The organism is Myxococcota bacterium (genome assembly GCA_040387835.1).
Lineage (GTDB): Bacteria > Myxococcota > UBA727 > UBA727 > JABDBI01 > JAZKCZ01.
Window position 1 is genome coordinate 763786 of sequence record JAZKCZ010000002.1, and the last position, 18598, is coordinate 782383.

General features: G+C 48.5%; 18 protein-coding genes and 2 tRNA genes. 11 read left to right on the forward strand and 9 right to left on the reverse strand.

The window, feature by feature from the left end; genetic code table 11:
* Positions 1–34: 34 nt before the first annotated feature.
* Together lepB and lepA are read right to left on the reverse strand one after the other, a co-directional pair.
* Positions 35–1249, reverse strand: coding sequence for a signal peptidase I (gene lepB / locus V4534_06375; protein MES2504489.1), 1215 nt, complete (start codon positions 1247–1249; stop codon positions 35–37).
* A gap of 7 nt (positions 1250–1256) precedes the next feature.
* The gene (lepA, locus tag V4534_06380) at positions 1257–3047 is read right to left on the reverse strand and encodes a translation elongation factor 4 (GenBank protein ID MES2504490.1); all 1791 of its coding nucleotides are present in this window, start codon (positions 3045–3047) and stop codon (positions 1257–1259) included.
* 99 nt (positions 3048–3146) lie between these two features.
* Between lepA and V4534_06385 the strand changes: the two genes are divergently transcribed.
* Complete coding sequence (locus V4534_06385; protein MES2504491.1) at positions 3147–3623, forward strand: hypothetical protein; 477 nt, start codon at positions 3147–3149, stop codon at positions 3621–3623.
* On the opposite strand, the gene V4534_06390 is transcribed toward V4534_06385, so the two are convergent.
* The gene (locus tag V4534_06390) at positions 3620–4684 is read right to left on the reverse strand and encodes a hypothetical protein (protein ID MES2504492.1); all 1065 of its coding nucleotides are present in this window, start codon (positions 4682–4684) and stop codon (positions 3620–3622) included. The two genes, V4534_06385 and V4534_06390, sit on opposite strands and share 4 nt — an antisense overlap.
* A gap of 153 nt (positions 4685–4837) precedes the next feature.
* Here V4534_06390 and V4534_06395 point away from each other — a divergent pair, with 153 nt between their 5' ends.
* Together V4534_06395 and V4534_06400 are read left to right on the forward strand one after the other, a co-directional pair.
* On the forward strand, positions 4838–5947 hold the full coding sequence (locus V4534_06395; protein MES2504493.1) for a DEAD/DEAH box helicase: 1110 nt from the start codon (positions 4838–4840) through the stop codon (positions 5945–5947).
* Positions 5948–5991: 44 nt separating this feature from the next.
* Positions 5992–6064 (forward strand) — tRNA-Gly (locus V4534_06400).
* On the opposite strand, the gene V4534_06405 is transcribed toward V4534_06400, so the two are convergent.
* Entirely contained in the window at positions 6064–6348 is a 285-nt protein-coding gene (locus V4534_06405) for a hypothetical protein (GenBank protein ID MES2504494.1), read from the reverse strand. The genes V4534_06400 and V4534_06405 overlap by 1 nt on opposite strands.
* Positions 6349–6659: 311 nt before the next feature.
* On the opposite strand from V4534_06405, the gene V4534_06410 reads away from it, so the two are divergent.
* Entirely contained in the window at positions 6660–7076 is a 417-nt protein-coding gene (locus V4534_06410) for a hypothetical protein (protein ID MES2504495.1), read from the forward strand.
* Between the two features lie 53 nt (positions 7077–7129).
* The gene (locus V4534_06415) at positions 7130–7714 is read left to right on the forward strand and encodes a hypothetical protein (GenBank protein ID MES2504496.1); all 585 of its coding nucleotides are present in this window, start codon (positions 7130–7132) and stop codon (positions 7712–7714) included.
* Here V4534_06415 and dut read toward each other — a convergent pair.
* Complete coding sequence (gene dut, locus V4534_06420) at positions 7711–8172, reverse strand: dUTP diphosphatase (protein MES2504497.1); 462 nt, start codon at positions 8170–8172, stop codon at positions 7711–7713. The two genes, V4534_06415 and dut, sit on opposite strands and share 4 nt — an antisense overlap.
* A complete protein-coding gene (gene ftsY, locus V4534_06425; protein MES2504498.1) occupies positions 8132–9004 on the reverse strand; it encodes a signal recognition particle-docking protein FtsY in 873 nt (290 codons plus the stop codon). The genes dut and ftsY overlap by 41 nt, the downstream gene beginning before the upstream one ends.
* A gap of 4 nt (positions 9005–9008) precedes the next feature.
* On the opposite strand from ftsY, the gene V4534_06430 reads away from it, so the two are divergent.
* The gene (locus V4534_06430) at positions 9009–9419 is read left to right on the forward strand and encodes a hypothetical protein (GenBank protein MES2504499.1); all 411 of its coding nucleotides are present in this window, start codon (positions 9009–9011) and stop codon (positions 9417–9419) included.
* A gap of 1 nt (position 9420) precedes the next feature.
* Here the strand turns inward: V4534_06430 and V4534_06435 are convergent, their stop codons facing one another.
* Positions 9421–10902 (reverse strand): SET domain-containing protein-lysine N-methyltransferase, encoded by a 1482-nt coding sequence (locus V4534_06435; protein ID MES2504500.1) that lies wholly within the window; start codon positions 10900–10902, stop codon positions 9421–9423.
* A gap of 91 nt (positions 10903–10993) precedes the next feature.
* Between V4534_06435 and V4534_06440 the strand changes: the two genes are divergently transcribed.
* Positions 10994–11068, forward strand: a tRNA-Gly gene (locus tag V4534_06440).
* A 19-nt stretch (positions 11069–11087) separates the two neighbouring features.
* On the opposite strand, the gene cysS is transcribed toward V4534_06440, so the two are convergent.
* Both cysS and V4534_06450 read right to left on the reverse strand, forming a co-directional pair.
* Entirely contained in the window at positions 11088–12479 is a 1392-nt protein-coding gene (gene cysS / locus V4534_06445; GenBank protein MES2504501.1) for a cysteine--tRNA ligase, read from the reverse strand.
* Positions 12480–12512: 33 nt separating this feature from the next.
* Positions 12513–13046: a DUF4360 domain-containing protein gene (locus tag V4534_06450; GenBank protein ID MES2504502.1), complete on the reverse strand. Its 534-nt coding sequence runs from the start codon at positions 13044–13046 to the stop codon at positions 12513–12515.
* A gap of 161 nt (positions 13047–13207) precedes the next feature.
* On the opposite strand from V4534_06450, the gene V4534_06455 reads away from it, so the two are divergent.
* The 4 genes from V4534_06455 to V4534_06470 all read left to right on the forward strand — a co-directional run bounded on the left by V4534_06455 (position 13208) and on the right by V4534_06470 (position 18597).
* Entirely contained in the window at positions 13208–13471 is a 264-nt protein-coding gene (locus V4534_06455; protein ID MES2504503.1) for a hypothetical protein, read from the forward strand.
* A 229-nt stretch (positions 13472–13700) separates the two neighbouring features.
* On the forward strand, positions 13701–15935 hold the full coding sequence (locus V4534_06460) for a hypothetical protein (GenBank protein MES2504504.1): 2235 nt from the start codon (positions 13701–13703) through the stop codon (positions 15933–15935).
* A gap of 9 nt (positions 15936–15944) precedes the next feature.
* A complete protein-coding gene (locus tag V4534_06465; protein MES2504505.1) occupies positions 15945–17393 on the forward strand; it encodes a hypothetical protein in 1449 nt (482 codons plus the stop codon).
* A gap of 7 nt (positions 17394–17400) precedes the next feature.
* The gene (locus V4534_06470; protein ID MES2504506.1) at positions 17401–18597 is read left to right on the forward strand and encodes a choice-of-anchor tandem repeat GloVer-containing protein; all 1197 of its coding nucleotides are present in this window, start codon (positions 17401–17403) and stop codon (positions 18595–18597) included.
* The last annotated feature ends 1 nt before the right edge of the window (position 18598 follow it).

Consider the following 18598-nt stretch of genomic DNA (forward strand, 5'->3'; position numbering starts at 1 on the left):
CCTCGAGCCAGCGTCCGCCGCATTCAGGCCGCTGCTAGCGGATTTCCCCAAACCATCTAGACCATCTAAATTGCGGCAGCGAGAACCGTCCTAATGAAAACCACTCTTTCCTACCATCCACACTCATCCAGACGAACAACGCCCTGCCTTTGACATTGTCGATCGGCAGCGCACCCCACATGCGGCTGTCTGCGGAGCCGCCACGGTTGTCACCCATAACGAAGATATGGCCGTCTGCGACTAAGCATGAATTCTCATCGCAGGTAAGACCTGGCAGTTCACGCTGATCCGCCGTTGGCCATTTCTCATCAAGCTCAGCCATATAGATGGCATGAGTCACACTCGGCGTCACTTCTTCGCGATTTTCAAATGCCGACAGCTCATGCCAAACATTGTGCGACATATAATAGTCGTAGAACTTAATCAGCTTATCTTTTTCAACATGCTGATACGGCTTACCATCTACATTAACCACGCTGTCTTTAACCTGAACACGCTGACCTGGTCCGGCGATAACGCGCTTAATCCAAGTTGCACCTGCATTGCTCGGCACATACTCGGGTGCTTCGAAAATCATGACCTGCCCCGGCTTAGGCGAAGCCCATCGCACCAAATACGACGGCTGTCTGGAAAACGGATTCATAACCCCATAGCTCAGCTTGGATACAAACAAATGATCGCCCACCAACAAAGTCGGAATCATCGAGCCTGAAGGAATCTGAAACGGCTCAACAATCAAGATTCTCAAAGCCAAAGCACCAAGCAAAGCAAACACCAGTGATTCAAAACCACCGACTAAACCTTTTCGAGGCACTTTACCCAAAAACGCCTTAGCGTTCACATCAACCTGTTTCATGGTGTGTTCCACCAACTTCAGATTAGGCCGAGGATTCAACGTATGCTGTTCAAGCTCATTTAATGAAGTTTCAAACGCTAGCAATTGCTGCGGCCGATTTGCTCGGAGTTTCTTAGAGCTTTTGGCAAGCTTCTCTCTATACAATTTCAATTCATTGCGCGCCCGACGCATGGTGAACGCTTTCTCGCGAGAACCGTCTTCAAAAAACAGGTCGTCCAAAAACGCGCCTAGATTCTTAGTGCCGTAGTAAACGATCATAATCGCCACAGCCAAACCGAGTAAAATATTCGAGCCGAGTCCGCCTGGCTCATAAACCAAGCCCCAGACAGTGAACACCAAAGTCACAGATAAAATGCACGCGATAATGCGGCCAGGTTTCAAATATTGGTTCATTTTGTCCTCAATCAATCTTCAACACAGATAAGAAAGCAGCTTGCGGCACTTCGATCTTCCCAATCTGCCTCATTCTCTTTTTGCCTTTTTTTTGCTTTTCAAGCAACTTTCGCTTCCTGGAGATATCCCCACCGTAACATTTGGCGGTTACGTCCTTTCGAAGCGCTGAAATGGTTTCGCGAGAGATAATCTTGCCGCCGATGGCTGCCTGGATTGCCACCTGAAACTGCTGCTTCGGGATAATCTCTTTCATCTTCTCGCAGATAACTTTGCCGCGTTGATGCGCCGTTGTCTGGTGCAACACCAAAGACAACGCATCGACCGGATCGCCGTTTAGCAAAATATCTACTTTGACAAGCTTGGATCTGCGATAGCCTTCAAGTTCATAATCCAAACTGGCATAACCACGGCTCAGCGATTTTAAGCGATCGAAGAAATCGAACACGATCTCTGCCATAGGCAACATGTACAAAACCACCGCATGCGTTGGGCTCGGGTAATCAATACCAACTTGCTCGCCCCGACGCTCTTCGCAAAGCGTAATGATCGATCCGACATAATCCGTCGGCGCATGAATGCTCACTTTAACGTAAGGCTCTTCCAAAAACTCGGTCGTCGTTGGCTCTGGCATTTTGGACGGGTTATCAATGTTAATCACCGCACCGGATTTCAGATGAGCTTTAAAAATCACGGTAGGCGCTGTGGTAATCAAATCCAGATCGAACTCGCGCTCAAGCCTTTCTTGCACAATTTCCATGTGCAACAAGCCCAAAAATCCACATCGGTATCCAAACCCTAGAGCCTGACTGGTCTCTGGCTCATAAACCAATGAAGCATCATTCAAAACCAATTTAGAAAGCGCGTCCCGAAGGTTTTCATAGTCCGAAGTTTCTGTCGGAAAGATCCCCGCAAACACCATCGGCTTCACTTCTTTAAAGCCCTGAACCGGTGCCGGCGCAGGGTTATTGATGGTGGTAATGGTATCACCAACGCGAGCATCCGTGACGCTCTTCACATTCGCAATCACAAAACCCACTTCACCACTGCTCAGACTCGGCAGCTTGACCGGGTGCGGTGAAAATGCGCCGATTTCCTGGACCACAAATTCTTTGCCAGTATGCATGAGGCGTATAGGCGTTCCAGGCGCAAGTGACCCTTGCACAACCCGCACCAGCACTACAACGCCGCGGTAGGCATCAAACCAACTGTCAAAAATAAGGGCCTGCAGCGGTGCATCGATAGGCCCAGAAGGCGGCGGCACTTGTTTGACCACAGCCTCCAAAACATCCTCAATACCAAGGCCAGTCTTGCCGGAAGCGAGCACGCTTTGAGAGGCATCAATACCGATAATATCTTCGATCTCTTGTCGAACTCGTTCCGGCTCAGCATTCGGCAGATCGATTTTATTAATCACCGGTACAATGGTCAGATTGTTGTCCAGTGCCAAATAAACATTGGCGAGCGTCTGTGCCTGTACCCCTTGCGACGCATCAACAACAAGCAGCGCGCCTTCACAAGCAGACAAAGAGCGCGAGACTTCATAACCAAAATCCACGTGCCCCGGCGTATCGATCAAATTAAACAGATAGGTTTGGCCATCCTTGGCCTCGTAATGCAGCCTAACCGCTTGAGACTTGATGGTAATGCCCCGCTCTCTTTCAAGCTCCATTTTATCCAAAAATTGCTCTTTCATCTCCCGAGACGAGAGCGCGCCGGTAAATTCCAGAATTCGATCGGCCAATGTGCTCTTGCCATGATCAATATGAGCAATAATTGAAAAATTCCGGATATTTTGCATGCAGCCTAAGGCTATCGCACAAGTAGGAGGGCCAATCAATCGGTGTGTGGTGGGGGCTGGGCTGGCGAATAAACAGTCTAAATTGGCAGTTTGAATTATATGCACTTTGGAAAACTACTCATCACGACAGCACTCATCTTTAGCACCGCCAGCTTTTCCATGCCGCTAGGCTACAAAATTGGCGGCGGGATCTTCACAGCAGGTGCAATTGGCTTAATCGTCGGCGGCATTATCGCTGGTGTGACCGATAAAGAAGAGTATTGCGACCCGGCCTCGCGGTTTAAGGATAAAGTAGTGGTTGGTACGCATGACTGCAGTTATCAAACCTGTGCTGTTCAGAGTTGCAGCAGTAACGGTAAGACAAACAGCTGCCACTGCTCCTACTATCGAACCGTTGATCGCACTTGTAATGATTACGGCTGCCAAGATCCAAATACAGGCGACAAGGCAAACATTTTGACCAGGCACGTAGAGCCGCACTATTCAAACGCGCTGATTGCGGTTTACGTCCATGCCGGTGTCGCCGGCCTAGGGCTTCTCACCATACTTGGAACTTATATCCGCCTTCGCGTTTAAGATTTGGCATTTTTTTCTGCCTGAATCTTGCGTTTAATATCCGCTAGCATCTCCTTCTCATCAGCTTTATCGAAATGAGTTACGGAAAACATCTCACTGCCGCCTTCGTCAGGATGGAGCGGGCTTCTTCTGGATCGGGATTGGGGCCTTGCCTTTTCTTCAATGGCCTGATGCAGTCTTTTTTGAACGGCCTGTGCGGAGCGAATCTTTTCCAATGTGCCGATCTGTTGTGGATTGCCTTCAAAGTCCCTGACCGAATATTTGTCCCTTTGGGTATTCCTTTCGAGCAATGCAGACACGGTGTGTGCCTGAGCAACTGTGTGCGACCCGGACAAATTGATCATTTTTCCTGTTAAATGCGTTTCGCCAAAAAGAGGTACGGGATCTTTTTCCGTCATATAATGCCTAACTTCTTTGACGGACGAAGGTAGCATTTTAGCTGTTTCGCGCTTGATGCCTGGCGAGCAAAAGGTCACCACGCTTTTAACGCCTGCCGGATGTCTTGCCGCCAGTTGCTGCGCTTTGGCGCCTCCTAAACTATGACCCGTTAAAGTTGCACCAGGGTGCTCATCTAACCATTCGCCCAGCTGAGGTAAACTTGCTCTTACGGCTTCGGCGCCAATATCTGGATCCGTATCTAAATGCAGGTGCGCCATATTTTCGAAATCGGTGCCTTGAAAGAGGAGTATGGGTTTTACGGTGGGATTTTCTGACTCCAAACCAAAAGCAATTAAGCCGTCTGCATTTTTAAAGATGCGTTTTACTTCTAAAAAGGTGCCAGCCTTCGGCCCTGGCAGTATCATCCCTACTTGTAAGTCGTGATAGGCGATATGATGGGACAAATGCTCCAAATAAGTGTCCGGGGGGAGCTCCCCCTCTCCAATTCGCAGTGAAATATTGCCTAAATTATCAATCTGCTTACCCAATTCGCCATAATTGCGCCAAGCATGGGACCCAGGCGTAACGTAATGAGAAAGAACTTGGGCTTGATAGCCATATTTGGGGATGAGCGGGTTGACTCCCGGATCGACCTTAAATTCGTCATGTAGCTGATCAACCACCTGACGAACTCCGGTCCGGCTCTCAGGTCCGAACGTGATTTTATTGGCTGACTCACTGCCTCCCATTCTTGAGACCATATATTATTTATTATACATTAAATCAGAATCAGCTTGCAGATCACGCTAATTCTTCTTAAAGAATAAGCTCTTATTATGAACGCATTTTCTGATTTCAATTTGCTCCCATCTATCCAAACGTCTTTAACGGAAAATGGTTTTGTAAAACCGACGGAAGTTCAACAGCGCGTGGTGCCGATTTTATTAAATGGCGGTTCAGCAGTCGGCGTTTCCGAAACTGGCAGCGGCAAGACCCTGGCCTTTGCTTTGCCCATTCTGCACCTACTGAAAACTCTAGAAACCGGCGGAAACCCGGTCAGCGTAGATGGCCAGCCACGAGCCGCAATCATCGTACCCACCAGAGAGCTAGGCGAGCAAGTCTCGCGCGTATTTAAGCCTTTTACCCATGCCACCCGCCTTCGAATTCGTACCGTGCTGGGCGGCTCAACCATTGACGTGGCTAAAAAGAATATTGCTGGTCCTTTTGAAGTCCTCATCGCAACACCAGGCCGCTTAATCAAATTGCTCGATAGAAGCCTAGTCAACTTAAGCGACGTTCGAGTCTTGGTCTTTGATGAAGCAGATCAAATGCTCGACCAAGGCTTTCTGCCCGATGCCGAAAGAATCGCAGCGGACTGCCCTAAATCGTGCCAAATGGCGCTCTTTTCAGCGACAGTTTCAGGCAAAGTTCAAAATTTAATCGATAAGCTATTTTCGAAAGTCGAACTAGTTCGCAGCCAAGGCAGTCATCGCTTAGTGAAAGGTCTGACCACCATCAACACCAAAGTCATCGACGGCAAACGTTTTATCATCTTAGAAAAAATTCTGGCCGAATCCGTTCGCGGCGGAACCCTAATTTTCACTAACACCAGAGAACAGTGCGACAAACTAGCCGACGAACTTAAAAAGAAAGGCATGCCATGCGCCATTTATCGGGGCGAAATGGACAAAGTCGAGCGCCGCGGCAATTTAAAAGCCTTCCGCGAAGGCACCATCAAATATTTGATAGCCACTGATCTAGGCTCTAGAGGCCTAGACGTTGAACATGTCGAGCGTGTGATTAACTATCATTTGCCGCAGCAAATCGAAAACTACATCCATCGCGTTGGCAGAACGGCGCGAGCAGGCCGAAAGGGAACGGTGATAAACCTGGTCACCGAGCGAGACCAGCCTTTGATAGAGCAGCTAGAAAGTATAAAACGCTGACCTACTTTAAAGCTTAAGTTTATTCTGGCATAATAGCGAAGCACGCGAGAATAGCTCAGTTGGTAGAGCGTAAGCTTCCCAAGCTTAAGGTCGCGGGTTCGAGACCCGTTTCTCGCTCAACTGTACCTACTATGAACCAAGGTGGAATACCGACCCAGAAACGTACGTCTGGCTTGCTTATCAACAGCTGCCTTTTCCTTAACATCCTCTTCTTTCATGCCGACAGACATTTTAAGCATACGTTCGAGGATCTCTCCTTCGTGATGATCAGAATTGTCCTTATTGAATTTGACCATCTTAGCATGAGCTTCTTGGGTTTCTTTCAGGGGCAGATCTCTAAACTTCTCCCAGTCCACAGGTAGCGGAATCGTTGAATGTGAACTCGGAGGCGTGCTCGGCACATCGAACCGCATACCGACTAAACGCATAGTGCTTTTAGGTGGCTTAGCGTTAACCTCAAACTTGTCTTTACTTCCAACCTTAGACTCCTTGAAGAAGGCGCAAAGTCGGAATCAGGTGTACTAGGCCTAGAGACTTCCTGATTGTCCGCAAAAATTTTTTTTGGTATATTTTCCATGCAATACAATGACACCAAAAATAACAACACTGAAACAGCCAAATAGTCCGCACGGGTTTTACATCATTAAATTTAAGGACTTCGAATAACTTTGCCGGACTCAGGTGTTAAACCAAAGCTATTTGGAGGTCTTTTATGAAATCACTCTTTATAAGTCTACTATTGGTCGCCCTAGTTGCCTCTTCTGTTCAAGCAGAGCGGAGGCTTTCTATCGGGCTGGCTGCCCTGAGCGGTGTTGTTGCGGCTGGTGGCCTGGCAAGTTTTATCTTTGGGGTCATCACTCTAACCAATGAAAATAGTGGTGATGCCTACTGCGACAACAGCTCCAACTATACCAAACTGACCATTATCGGACATTTTTGCTCGGCTAGAACACCTTCGTGTGCCAATTATATCTGCAAATCAGAGACATCTGCCGATTTCCGAGAAGCAATTTATCAACATGTTCAAAAGCAAAGCGGACTGATGCCAACAGCGCTTGGAGCAGGAGCTTTCATTGGCGGCGTTTTTGGAGCGGTGATGTTCGGCTATAACGCTTACACCAGGAGATAAGCCTGTGAAATAAATACACGTTGCTCCAGGTTCGCCGTGAAGGAGACGAACCTATGAGATTTAAGCAAATATCGCTTTTAGCATTGATTCTATTTTGCCAGCTAAGCATTGGTGCAAACTACCCAGGCGTGGTGGTCGGTTCTACTTTAACCGGCATCGGAGCCGTTACAGCGATTGTTGCTGGGAGCGTCGCGGGAACCGCATCGCACGAAGAATATTGCGATGCCACCTCTCGCTTCAGCCAAAAAACGATCGTGGCAGAACGGGATTGCAGCTATCAGAGTTGCCAATATTACTACTGCACACAAAGTGGAACCACATGTTATTACGACCAATACAACAATCCTCAAGGTTGCTACTACGACTCCGGCTACTGCACGTGCACCTTCTGGCAAACCGTTCATCAAACATGCCCAGTGATTGGGTGCAAAGATCCGAATTCCGCTGACCACGCAGCCCTGCTAACACGAAGAGATGAGCCTACCTACACACACTCGCTCTATGCGCTGTATGCAGGCCTAGGCGTTTTCGGCCTTGGACTGAGTATCATGATCCCCTCTTTGGTCTGCGGAGGACGCAGCGTTTCGGCGCAGCCCGCCGCAGTGCCAAACGAACCGATCGGAGTGGTAGCCAACTAAAGGCCGGTCGAACCAAAGCCACCAGCGTTTCGCTCGGTGGCGGTCAAAGCATCAATACAAACCAGATCGGACACGGTGACGGGCGCGATCACCATTTGAGCAATGCGCATGCCTGGCAAGATCTCAAATGGTTCGCTACCTAAATTGATCAAGATAACCTGAATCTCACCCCGATAATCTGCATCGATGGTGCCCGGGGAGTTAAGGACAGTGACGCCATTTTTCAGCGCCAACCCAGAGCGCGGGCGAATCTGTGCTTCATACTCTTCGGGAAGGGCGATCGATATGCCCGTTGGAACCAACAAACGTTGTCCGGGAGACAGCGTGCGAGGCGAGTCCAAATCGGCGCAAAGATCAAAGCCAGCCGCATGAGCGGTGCCTTTTTTAGGGATCAAATTTTCCGATTTTGCCGTGATATTAATTCTGAGATGGTTCAAAGAGGGCCTCCGTAAATTCATTTGCATCAAAAGGTTTAAGATCGCTGGCTTGTTCGCCAGTGCCGATAAAGCGCACAGGGATACCAAGCTCTTTGTTAATTGCCACCACAATTCCACCCTTGGCGGTGCCGTCCATTTTCGTCAAAACAATACCAGTAATGGGAGCGGCTTCCATGAACTCTCGGGCCTGAGCCAATGCGTTTTGACCAGTGGTGCCGTCCAGCACCAAAAATACTTCATGCGGCGCGCCAGGCATCGCCTTACCTAATACCCGGTGAACTTTTTTCAGCTCTTCCATCAAATTGTCTTTGGTATGCAGCCGGCCGGCGGTGTCGCACAAAACGAAATCGCAGCCTTCCTGCTTGGCTTTGGCAACTGCGTCAAAAAGCACAGCAGCAGAGTCAGCATTTGGCCTTGAAACCAGCTCACTTTGCGTCCGCTCAGCCCATACCGCTAGCTGCTCGCCAGCGGCTGCTCTGAAAGTATCCCCGGCGCCCAACATCACGCGCTTGCCCTCATTCTTGAGGCGCATGGCAACTTTGCCGATGCTAGTGGTTTTTCCGACACCGTTCACGCCCACAAACAAAATCACCGTAGGTGAATCTTTTTGCTCCAGGCCTGAGGCAACTTTTTGGCTTAAAATCTGCCGAACTTCCTCTTTAAGACCTTCAGTCGTTTGAGACTCACCCAGGAGCGCCCGGGTGGTGGTGGCGCCAAAATCAGCCTTCAGCAGGGCTGTTTCCAAATCTTTAGCATGGCCGGTTAAAGCTGGAGCCGGCTTTTTGCGGAAAACGGCCCAAATTCCGCCCAAAAAACCCAGCATCAGAATAAATCCAATTATGCTAAACATCATGCAAATGGCATATCACCTGAAAAAATCCCTGTCTAAGGGGGTCTATCATGACTTGGAAAAAATTTTTGAAGAATTAAATATTAAGTACTTCGACAATGCAATCAACGCGCGAATCACTTGGGGCAAATTTGGCCCCAGCACCAAGCGCAGACGATCGATCAAATTAGGCTCTTACTGCTCGAGGGAGAAGAAAATCGTGATCCATCCCGCACTGGATCGTGCATCGGTGCCTAAACTATGCGTCGAACGCGTGCTGCACCACGAGATGCTGCATCAGAAATTTCCGGTGACACAAAGTCGGTCAGGAAGAAGGTGCATTCATCATGCGACCTTCAAAGCGGCCGAGAAAGAATTCGAAGATGGGCAACTGGCAGATACCTGGTTTAAGGATAATCTAGGACAGCTGCTAACCTAGATTAGAGATCATTTTTTCGCTCAAATAGCTCGCGATACTCGGAGACAATAGGATTTCGGCAATCGCCTCTTTTGGCATATTTACTGTCTTTTTCTACAACATCACAGGTATCCACCCAAGTTTTACGCCAAGCCAGGTCAGAATATTTTGGCAACATAGGAAGGTATTTCTGGATACTTCCCAAAAATTGAATGAAAATCTGCGAATTGCCTTCTGCTGCACGTTCAGCCAAAAAATCCCATAGAACTTTTCGTTCCGCCTGACCCATTCCGTCAGTCAAACGAATTGCCTCAATCGTTCGGGTGCGTAGCGCGGCAAATATTGGATCATGCGAACCCATGCCGAGCAATTCATGCTCTAAAATAAATTGCAATTCATCGGCAGGAATCCTTTGTTCAAATAGCAGTCTAAAGAAAACCGTCGGCGTCTGCATCACGTATACAAAGATGTTTTGATTATCCATGTTTTCCCAACTAAATCCTGTGGAGGCAAATTTTAGCCCGTTTTTTAGGATATGAGCATCCAACTTTGCCGGCGATTGTTCCTTGTACATTTCCCAAATAATCTCATGGGTTCCATAATTCCACATAATCGCTTCATGAGCTTTGATATCCCTAGAGGCAACCAAAACTTCGACCATCTGCAATCCGCCAGTCTTGGGGTGCTGGGTGTGAAATGCATTTGGTAGACCATGGGCGGCGAAAGCGGCATAACCTCGCAAATGAGCACCGTCCACATTGGGGGTATTATAATCCGAATCCACCGTAGGCGGCTTTCGCATCCATTCGCCTTCATATTCGGCGATAATATCGCCCTTTTTAAAATCCTGGCTTGCGAATAAGCCGTAACCCACCGCATCATCAACTTTCTTGATATAAAGTTTTGGTGATCGATCTGCTTCGAAAGACCTGTAGGATTTTGTGATACCGTCTTTAAACGCCGCAATTACGCCACTCGGTACTGGCCTGAAACCGTCCATCCACTCCTTAGCTAAGGTAAGCGGACTGATCTTTATCGAAGTCACAAACCGGGCGCCCGTTCTAGAGGTGAATTCTTCGCCGGTAATTGCCTCAACCGCAGAGAGTTCATCATTCCACAAATTGACCTGCGCATCCTCAATATGCGTGCGGTTCCAGATTTCGTCAGGTGTGCCACCGTTTGCATCGCGAACTGTCCGAGAAGCGCCCAGATCATACAAAGTGTCTAACATCTTTCGATCTGCTGCCAGGGCTGCGAAATGAGCAGGCGTAAACCCGGACCGCGCAAGACCATCTATTTTCGCACCATCAGCGGCTAGATCTTTAAGGGCCTTAAGATTACCGGCCAAAACTGCCTTATGAACCGGGGTAAGCTTACACAGCTTTTTCGCTTTTTCCGAAGCTGTACAACTGCCGAGAATTTTTTTTGAAGCCTGTTCGTATTCAGAATCGAAACTTCGATAAGCAGACAGATTTAAAGATAGAAGTAATAATAAGAATCGCATTGCCACAATATATAACAGCGTTAAATTTGATCAAGGCAGTCAGAAAACCCCTTGACACCCAAAGTCGATCGCTGCATAAACGGGTCATCGCGCGGGAATAACTCAGTGGTAGAGTGTAACCTTGCCAAGGTTAAAGTCGAGGGTTCGAATCCCTTTTCCCGCTCCAAAACACCCATACAGGCGCCCTATCTTATGTACCAGTCGGTACCGGTAGCGCCGTCTTTTAGGAAGACGCCTTTTTCGGCTAATTGGTTTCTTAAATCATCGGATTTTGCCCAGTCTTTCGAACTTCTTGCGTTCTCGCGGTCGGCGATTAGGGTCATCAGATCTTCGGAAAGCGTCGGCTTTTGAAACTTATCCACACCTAAACCCAACACTTGGTCGAAATGAGCGATCAATTGAAGCTGCGCCGCGCTGCCTAGCCCTGCGTCTTTCGCCATTTCCCACAAAACGCTCAGGGCCACTGGCATATCTAAATCATTGGCGAGCGCTTTTTCAAAACGCGCTTTGTACTCAGCCGCTTTTTCCGGCGTGCTGCCTTTTTGCGGGTCGAGCTTCCAGCCAATCACTCTGTTTTTCAGTGATTCAAATGCGTTCTTCGCCCCTTCTAAAGCTTCGTAGCTGAAAAACAGTTGTGATCGATAATGCGCGCCCAAGCATAGATATCGATAATGCATGGGATCGAAGCCGTTTTTGATTAACGTTTGCAACGTCAAAAATTCGCCGCTTGATTTCGACATCTTGCCTTTATCTAAAACCAAGAACTCGCCGTGCATCCAAACATTGACCCACTGGTGCCCAAAGCATCCTTCGGACTGGGCGATCTCATTGGTGTGATGTACGGAAATATGATCGATGCCCCCGCAGTGGATATCGAAATGCTCACCCAGATACTTAGACGCCATGGCGGAGCACTCAATATGCCAGCCTGGAAAGCCAACGCCCCAGGGGGATTCCCACTTCATGATTTGATTGGGAAATTTACTTTGAGAAAACCATAGAACGAAATCTCTGGGATCCTCTTTGCGGGTATCCACATCCACCCGAGCAACATCCAACATTTCGTCAAGATTTCTCCTGGAAAGCTTGGCGTAATCCTTAAACTTTGAGATACGGAAATAGACGTTGCCATCAACCGAATAAGCGAGCCCCTTGGCGATCAAAGTCGAAATCATGGTCTGCATTTCTTCGATATGCTCCGTGGCCCTGCAGACCAAATTCGGTCTCAACAAGTTCAGCGCAGCACAGTCTTTGAAAAAGGCTTCTTCGTAATATCTGGCAATGTCCCAAGGCGATTTTTTTTCGCGCTTGGACGCCAGTGCCATTTTGTCGTCGCCAGCATCTTCGTCTGATTCGAGATGGCCCACATCCGTGATGTTCATCACGTGATCTACTTGAAAGCCAGCAAGGCTCAAAGTCCGGCTCAAAATATCTTCAAAAATGTAGGTTCTTAAATTGCCAATATGCGCGTAATTATAAACCGTCGGGCCGCAGGTATATAGGCCAGCTTTGCCAGGCTCAATGGGTTTGAAGGTTTCTACGAGCCGCTTAAGCGTATTGAAAAAAGAAAGTTCCATGGCTGGCAATGGTTTTTATAGCCATTGCACGCTTTAGCAAGGACTTACGCTCAGCTTAATCCGCATACTGGTGATTTTCATATTGCCGTTTTGCACCAACAAACTGGTGTTGATTCGCAGCGAGGTGCTGTCGTTAGAGCCACAACCTGACCAAACCGCGCTTTGGTCATCAGGCGCCAACAAAACAGTGTCGAGGCCGCGGGATGCGCCGCCCATGGACCAGCTCAAGGGCTTAGCACTTGTCCCAGCCGCAAAAAGCTCCGCCTGAATCGTGGCTCTGCCGCCCCCCGACAAATCATGCTGACCTTTAAATTCAATCGAAGCGATTTTCACTTTGGTTTGAGCAGACAGATGCGCCGGCAGCACCAGCATGCAGGTCTTGCGCCCGCCCGAAATAACCTCGTAAGCTTCTGGCTCGACGCGTATAGATAGGTGCTTGGAGCTCAAAAAAGTTTCTGTTGTAGTAGGCATGCACCCAGAGCCCCCCACGACCACTTGATCGATGGTGATTTCACCAGCAAAGGCCCGCATCCCAAATATCAAAAACCATAAGCTTAAATTTTTCATCGTTAATGGCTTTAGCTCCAACGGCTAAATTTTGGAGCAATTACGGCCAACTAACACCCCGAGGTGAACACTGACTTGACTTAAAGTGTACGGTTAATCTAATCTAAAAATAGAGGAACAGAAAGTACACAAAGTGACTATCTGTTGCGAGGAGGAAACATATGGCTAATAAATATAAAGACCAAATGGCCAATCAAAATTGGAACCAAAAAAATCAAGTAAATCAACAAGGTAACCTAAATCAAGGTGGCGGTCGTAAATCCGAAGGCTTTGATAAAGGAAGCGCCATTAATCAAAAGAAACAGCCATGGGAACAACAAACAACCCGTAACGAAGCTGGACGTACAGCTATTGGACAAGCAGATCTGAAAAGACCTTTCCAATCTGAAGACGTTGACGATGAAGACACCCGAGGTTCATTCTAAACTCGCGGGTCTATAAAAAATGGGCGTCATAAGTCAAAGAGGCTTTGACGCCTTCTTAATGCTTGTAAATTAAAACAAATTCATAAATCAGGCCTTAAGTGGCACTGTCAATCATTGGTTCATATATAATAATAGGTATATGGAACGAATAATTTTTACCACACTGATTGCGATATTATTGCCACTAAGCCTCTGGGGAAGTAACGCGCAAAGTCAGCCCAACTCCCCTATGAGATTCGAAGAAAATCTCGGCCAATGGCCAGAAAAAGTCTTGTTTGCTGGACGGGGCGGGGAGTCGCGCCTATTTGCCTTCACCAAAAAAGGGCTAACATTAAACAACGGCCTAGAGATTTCCTTCCAAAACAGCAATCCAAACCCTGAGGTATATGGCGGTAACGCCACCGGTGGCAAAAGCGCTTACTATGTAGGGAATCAGCTATATTGGGCCGAAAATGTCAGACATTTTGGCAGCATAGTTTATAAATCAATGTATCCGGGCATTGATATCGTTTTTTATCCCAGCGACAACGCCATCGAATATGACTTTATTGTGGCCCCCGGAGCCGATGCCTCACGAATTGAGTTATCTCTAAATGGACAAAAAAGCACTCGATTAACCAAAACTGGCGATTTACTAGTAAGCTCTGCAGTCGGCAGGATCCTGCTTAAAAAACCTATCTCTTACCAACTAAACCAAGCGGGCAAAAATGAAATTGCGAGTGCCTATCGAGTCATCGACAAAAAGCGCGTTGCTTTCGACCTAGGCTCATATGATCGCTCCAAGGAACTCGTCATAGACCCTGTCGTTGCCATGGGCGGTTCTGCCTATTTGGAAGGCAGTGCCCAAGAGGTGGTGCTAACCATCGATTACAATTCTGCAACCTCTGCGATTGCTGTGGGCGGCTGGTCGAAATCGAGTAACTTTTTTAAGAAATTTAACGCCACATCATCCTATAATGACAACACTCTCGGCGGCAGTGCCGATGGTTTTATAACCATCACTTCCTCCGATGGCAGCGCGATCAACTATTCAGTGTTCGTAGGCGGCACCATAACGGACGTGGTCAGTAGCCTAAAAATGGATACCGCCGGCAATGTCTATGCGGTTGGTTACACGAATTCCACAGCTTTCCCTCACCCAACCACACCCTGGAGCACCACGGGTTCAGGAGATTTTGACGGCTTTGCCATCAAACTGACCCGAAATGCGACTGATCGATACACACTCACTTATTCGGTGCAAATCAATGGAACCGGAAGCACTTTCCAACAGGCAACTCAACTCGTCTTAGACACCACCACGTCGGGCTGCACAACCGCGGGCAGTGCCTGTGCCGCCATTGTGGGAACTACCACCGCAAGCGACACCCTAGGTGATGCGCTATTTATCAAGTTAAGCTCAACCTTTACCACAGCATCTCCGGGCATCGCTGCTCGCATCATTGGTGGAACGGGACGAGATGTCGGCCAGGCGATTATCCTGGGCCCATCAAACGTGCCTATTATCGCCGGGGAAACGCGTTCCAGCAGCACCTGGAAGCGCGGAGACGGCACTCTCACCACCGCGGCACCTATTACTCTAGCAGGCACCCAAAACTTATTTGTCGCCAGACTCAGCGCCACCGGCCTACTTCCCGCAGCCAATACCACGACCAACTGGATAAGAGGCATACCAACATCGGGGGGGATTCAGTCAATCGGTGGGCTAGAAACGGGTTCCACCACTGCCAGCTTCATTATTAGCGGCACGACCAACGCCAATCTTACCGGTTTTGGAGGCAGTCGGCCTGGGGGTTTGGACATATTTGTCGGCAAATACAGCACCACTCTAGCCACCGCGGGATCTCAACTGGCAGTTACCACAGGGAACTACCGAGGAGGCGTTGGAGACGACCTACAGTACGCGCCACAGAGCCTTTATGTGGATGCCAGCGAAAACATATTCATCACTGGCATGACTAGCCCCGCTGGATTTATTGCTACCAGCAACTTTACCGCTGGATCAGGCGATACGGCTGGTTTTGGCGCATGTCGAGCCGGGGGCACCAATGCTTTTATATCGAAATTTACCCTAGGAGCCAGTGCGCCCACCATCGACTATACGGTGTGCCTCAGCAGTGCGACTTCCACAACAACCTCAACCCTTTTCTCTTTAAGCTCACTAGGTAATCGAGGGATCAGAGATCTAGGCAGCACCATCGTGAGCTATACCATTGCTGCTTCAGGCTCTGCGCCCAATTGCCGCTGCGGCAGAACCGTTGTTTTGGCGGCAGGTCTGACACATTCTTATATAGGCAGTGTGACCAGTGGAAACAATCATAATGGAGGTTTTCCATTCCTTAATCAGCCAGCGCTCCAAGGCGATGACACAACAGCCTTTTCTGGAGCCGCGTTTGACGCCTTTGTCAGCGCAATTTTGCAAGCAGATGCACCTTTAGCTGGTTGCGGGGGGACCTGTGTTTAGGAGCTAAGTATGTATAAATTAACTTATTTTTTTGCTATTTTGACCCTTGGCGCAGGATTTGCCTTTGCCGAAGATATTATTCTAAATCCAGGCTTTGAAACTGGCAGCCTATCTGACTGGACCATCAGCGATGACTTAGTCGGACGCGATGCCCAGGTGGTTGTCAAAACCAACACCAATTATATCCCGGTGGGGGGCGAATATTTCGCAGCTATTCCTGCTGGCTGTAGAGATAACAGCATCCGTCAGTCTTTTGAAGCTGTTGCTGGCGATCAGATTCAAATTTGGACCTATTTTGAGCCAGTGGACTCGATGCCCTATAACGATAGTGGCTCGATCATCCTAGAATTTCCCAACAACGACAACTTACAGCTTTTCTACGGTGACGTTCTAACCGGAAACTCAGGTTGGACACTGCTGAACTACACGTTTACCCTTTCAGGCACTTACGCCATCGTAGCGAACTCACATAACGAAGCTGACTGCAATTTCCCGAGCGTTTTAGGTTTAGATAAAGTTGTTTATATTTCTAACGGTACCGTTAATTTACCTGACACAGCTGATTATTACATGCTGTTTAAAGATATTGGCCGTAGTAGCAGCAGCAATCCAAAAACCAATCGAGTTGCCCTGAAAAATGATGATTTTGACATAGATAACGTTTACAGCATTAAAGACCTAAGCGATGTCGCGTTGCCTACTCAAATAGTCTACGGAACCAGCACGGTTAATATCAACAATAGACAGCTTCAATACAATGTCTATCCTTTGAGTGGCTCTTACTCAAACAACTCTAAAAAGGTTAAATTCGAAAATATTTTTGAGACCTTAAACGCTCAATACACCATATCCAGACCTACCACGTTGCTGGCACCTACCAGCGTAGGCTCTACTACGCCTGGCGTAGGCAGCTACTATGTCTGTTATGATATTAACCAAGGTTATTCGCATAAAGGCTTTGATGAAAAAGGTCCTGCTAAAGGCTCGTCGCGCTGTGACTATAGGCATGGCAAAAAATACCATGGTCTTCGCTATCATCATGATGACTTAGACGTGACACTGGCCAATAGCGCAATCACGCCAGCTCTAGGTTATGACTTAAGAAAAGCAACTCAGTTTTGCGTGCCAGTGAACGTCAAGTTGTCAGACGGCACCGTGTTAGAATCTAACCAAAGTGCTCAAAATAATCTGGTTTGTTACGATATTCAAAGACGTAGCAGCTTGAAAGAGTACGTGAGCGTTTTGCTTACCGATCAGTTCATTAGCGAAACAGTTAAGTTTAAATCAGACCGCGAACTATGCGTACCAACCAAGGTTTTGGATATCGAAGATGTGAAAACCAGAAGCCACAGCAAGCCCTCTTGCGGTGACAATGACGATAGACGCAATGGTCGTCATGGACGCCCAAGCAACAACGGCAACCACGGCTCATGGGGCCGGGGTTGGGGCAGGAAGTAAAAACCTTATGTTGAAGCTGATTGCCGCCATCTTGCTCGTCAGTGCTACCAGTTGCACGCGGCAGCAGTCAGCTTCGTCTCTCAATGGCGATACAGGATCGGGCGACAGCCCTGCTTCAAATCCCACTTCGCCTCCCGTAAATCCACAACAATACCATCGGCTCGTGGGAAGCACTGGCACCAGCTTGTTTAGCATCCCCACAGGCGGCGGCAGCTTTGAAAGCATTCAAAACTTAGATCCATCCAAGGGCCAAGAACCTTATGGGGCAATGCTCAAAGCCTCTGATGGCAAACTGTACGGACTTCATAGTGTTGGCGGCTCGCATGGCTTTGGTGTCTTGTTTCAACTAGATCCAAGCTCGGGCGAGTACCGCATTAAACACGAGTTTGCGGATACAGACGGCGCACTTCCCAAAGGATCGCTCATTCAGGTTCAAAATGGCAAGCTGGTGGGCCTCGCTACCGGCGGCGGTAATACAGGAAATGGGGTTATCTTCGAATTTGATCCAGCGGGCGATGTTTACACGGTAGTCCATGAATTCGATGCCGCTGAATCGGATGGCAGCAATCCCTATGGCGCTCTCATCGAGTCAGCCGACGGAAAGCTGTATGGCTACGCCTATGCCGGCGGTCTCAATGGCGCAGGGACGCTTTACTCTTTTGATCTGGGCAGCAGAACCTATCAAAAAGAATGGACTTTTGATCCAACCAGCGGTGCTAATCCACGAGGAAGGTTGATCCAGGGGGCAGACGGACTATTATATGGGCTGACATATCAAGGTGGCGCCAACGGATGTGGTGTATTGTTCAGCTTTAACACCGACACCAAAACTTACACCGATCTATATGATTTTACCGACACCACAGGATCGTACCCCAAGGGCTCTCTCCTTTTGGTTGGCGAGCAGCTTTACGGACTGACCAGCGCCGGCGGCACGTCCGATAAAGGCGTTTTGTTCAGCTTTGAGCCTGGTGCCACGCCAGCATATCAAGTTAAGTACAATTTCGACAATGTTCACGGCTCAACGCCCGAAGACAGCCTGGTGCGTGCAGCAAGCGACGGAGCCCTCTACGGGCTGACAAGCGCTGGTGGCGCGTCAGATAAAGGCGTTTTGTTCACATTTAACCTTGAAAGTCTGAGCTTAACCGTACTCTACGATTTCACCGGCCAGATACCGTTGGGCTCTCTCATTGAAATTGATTAGC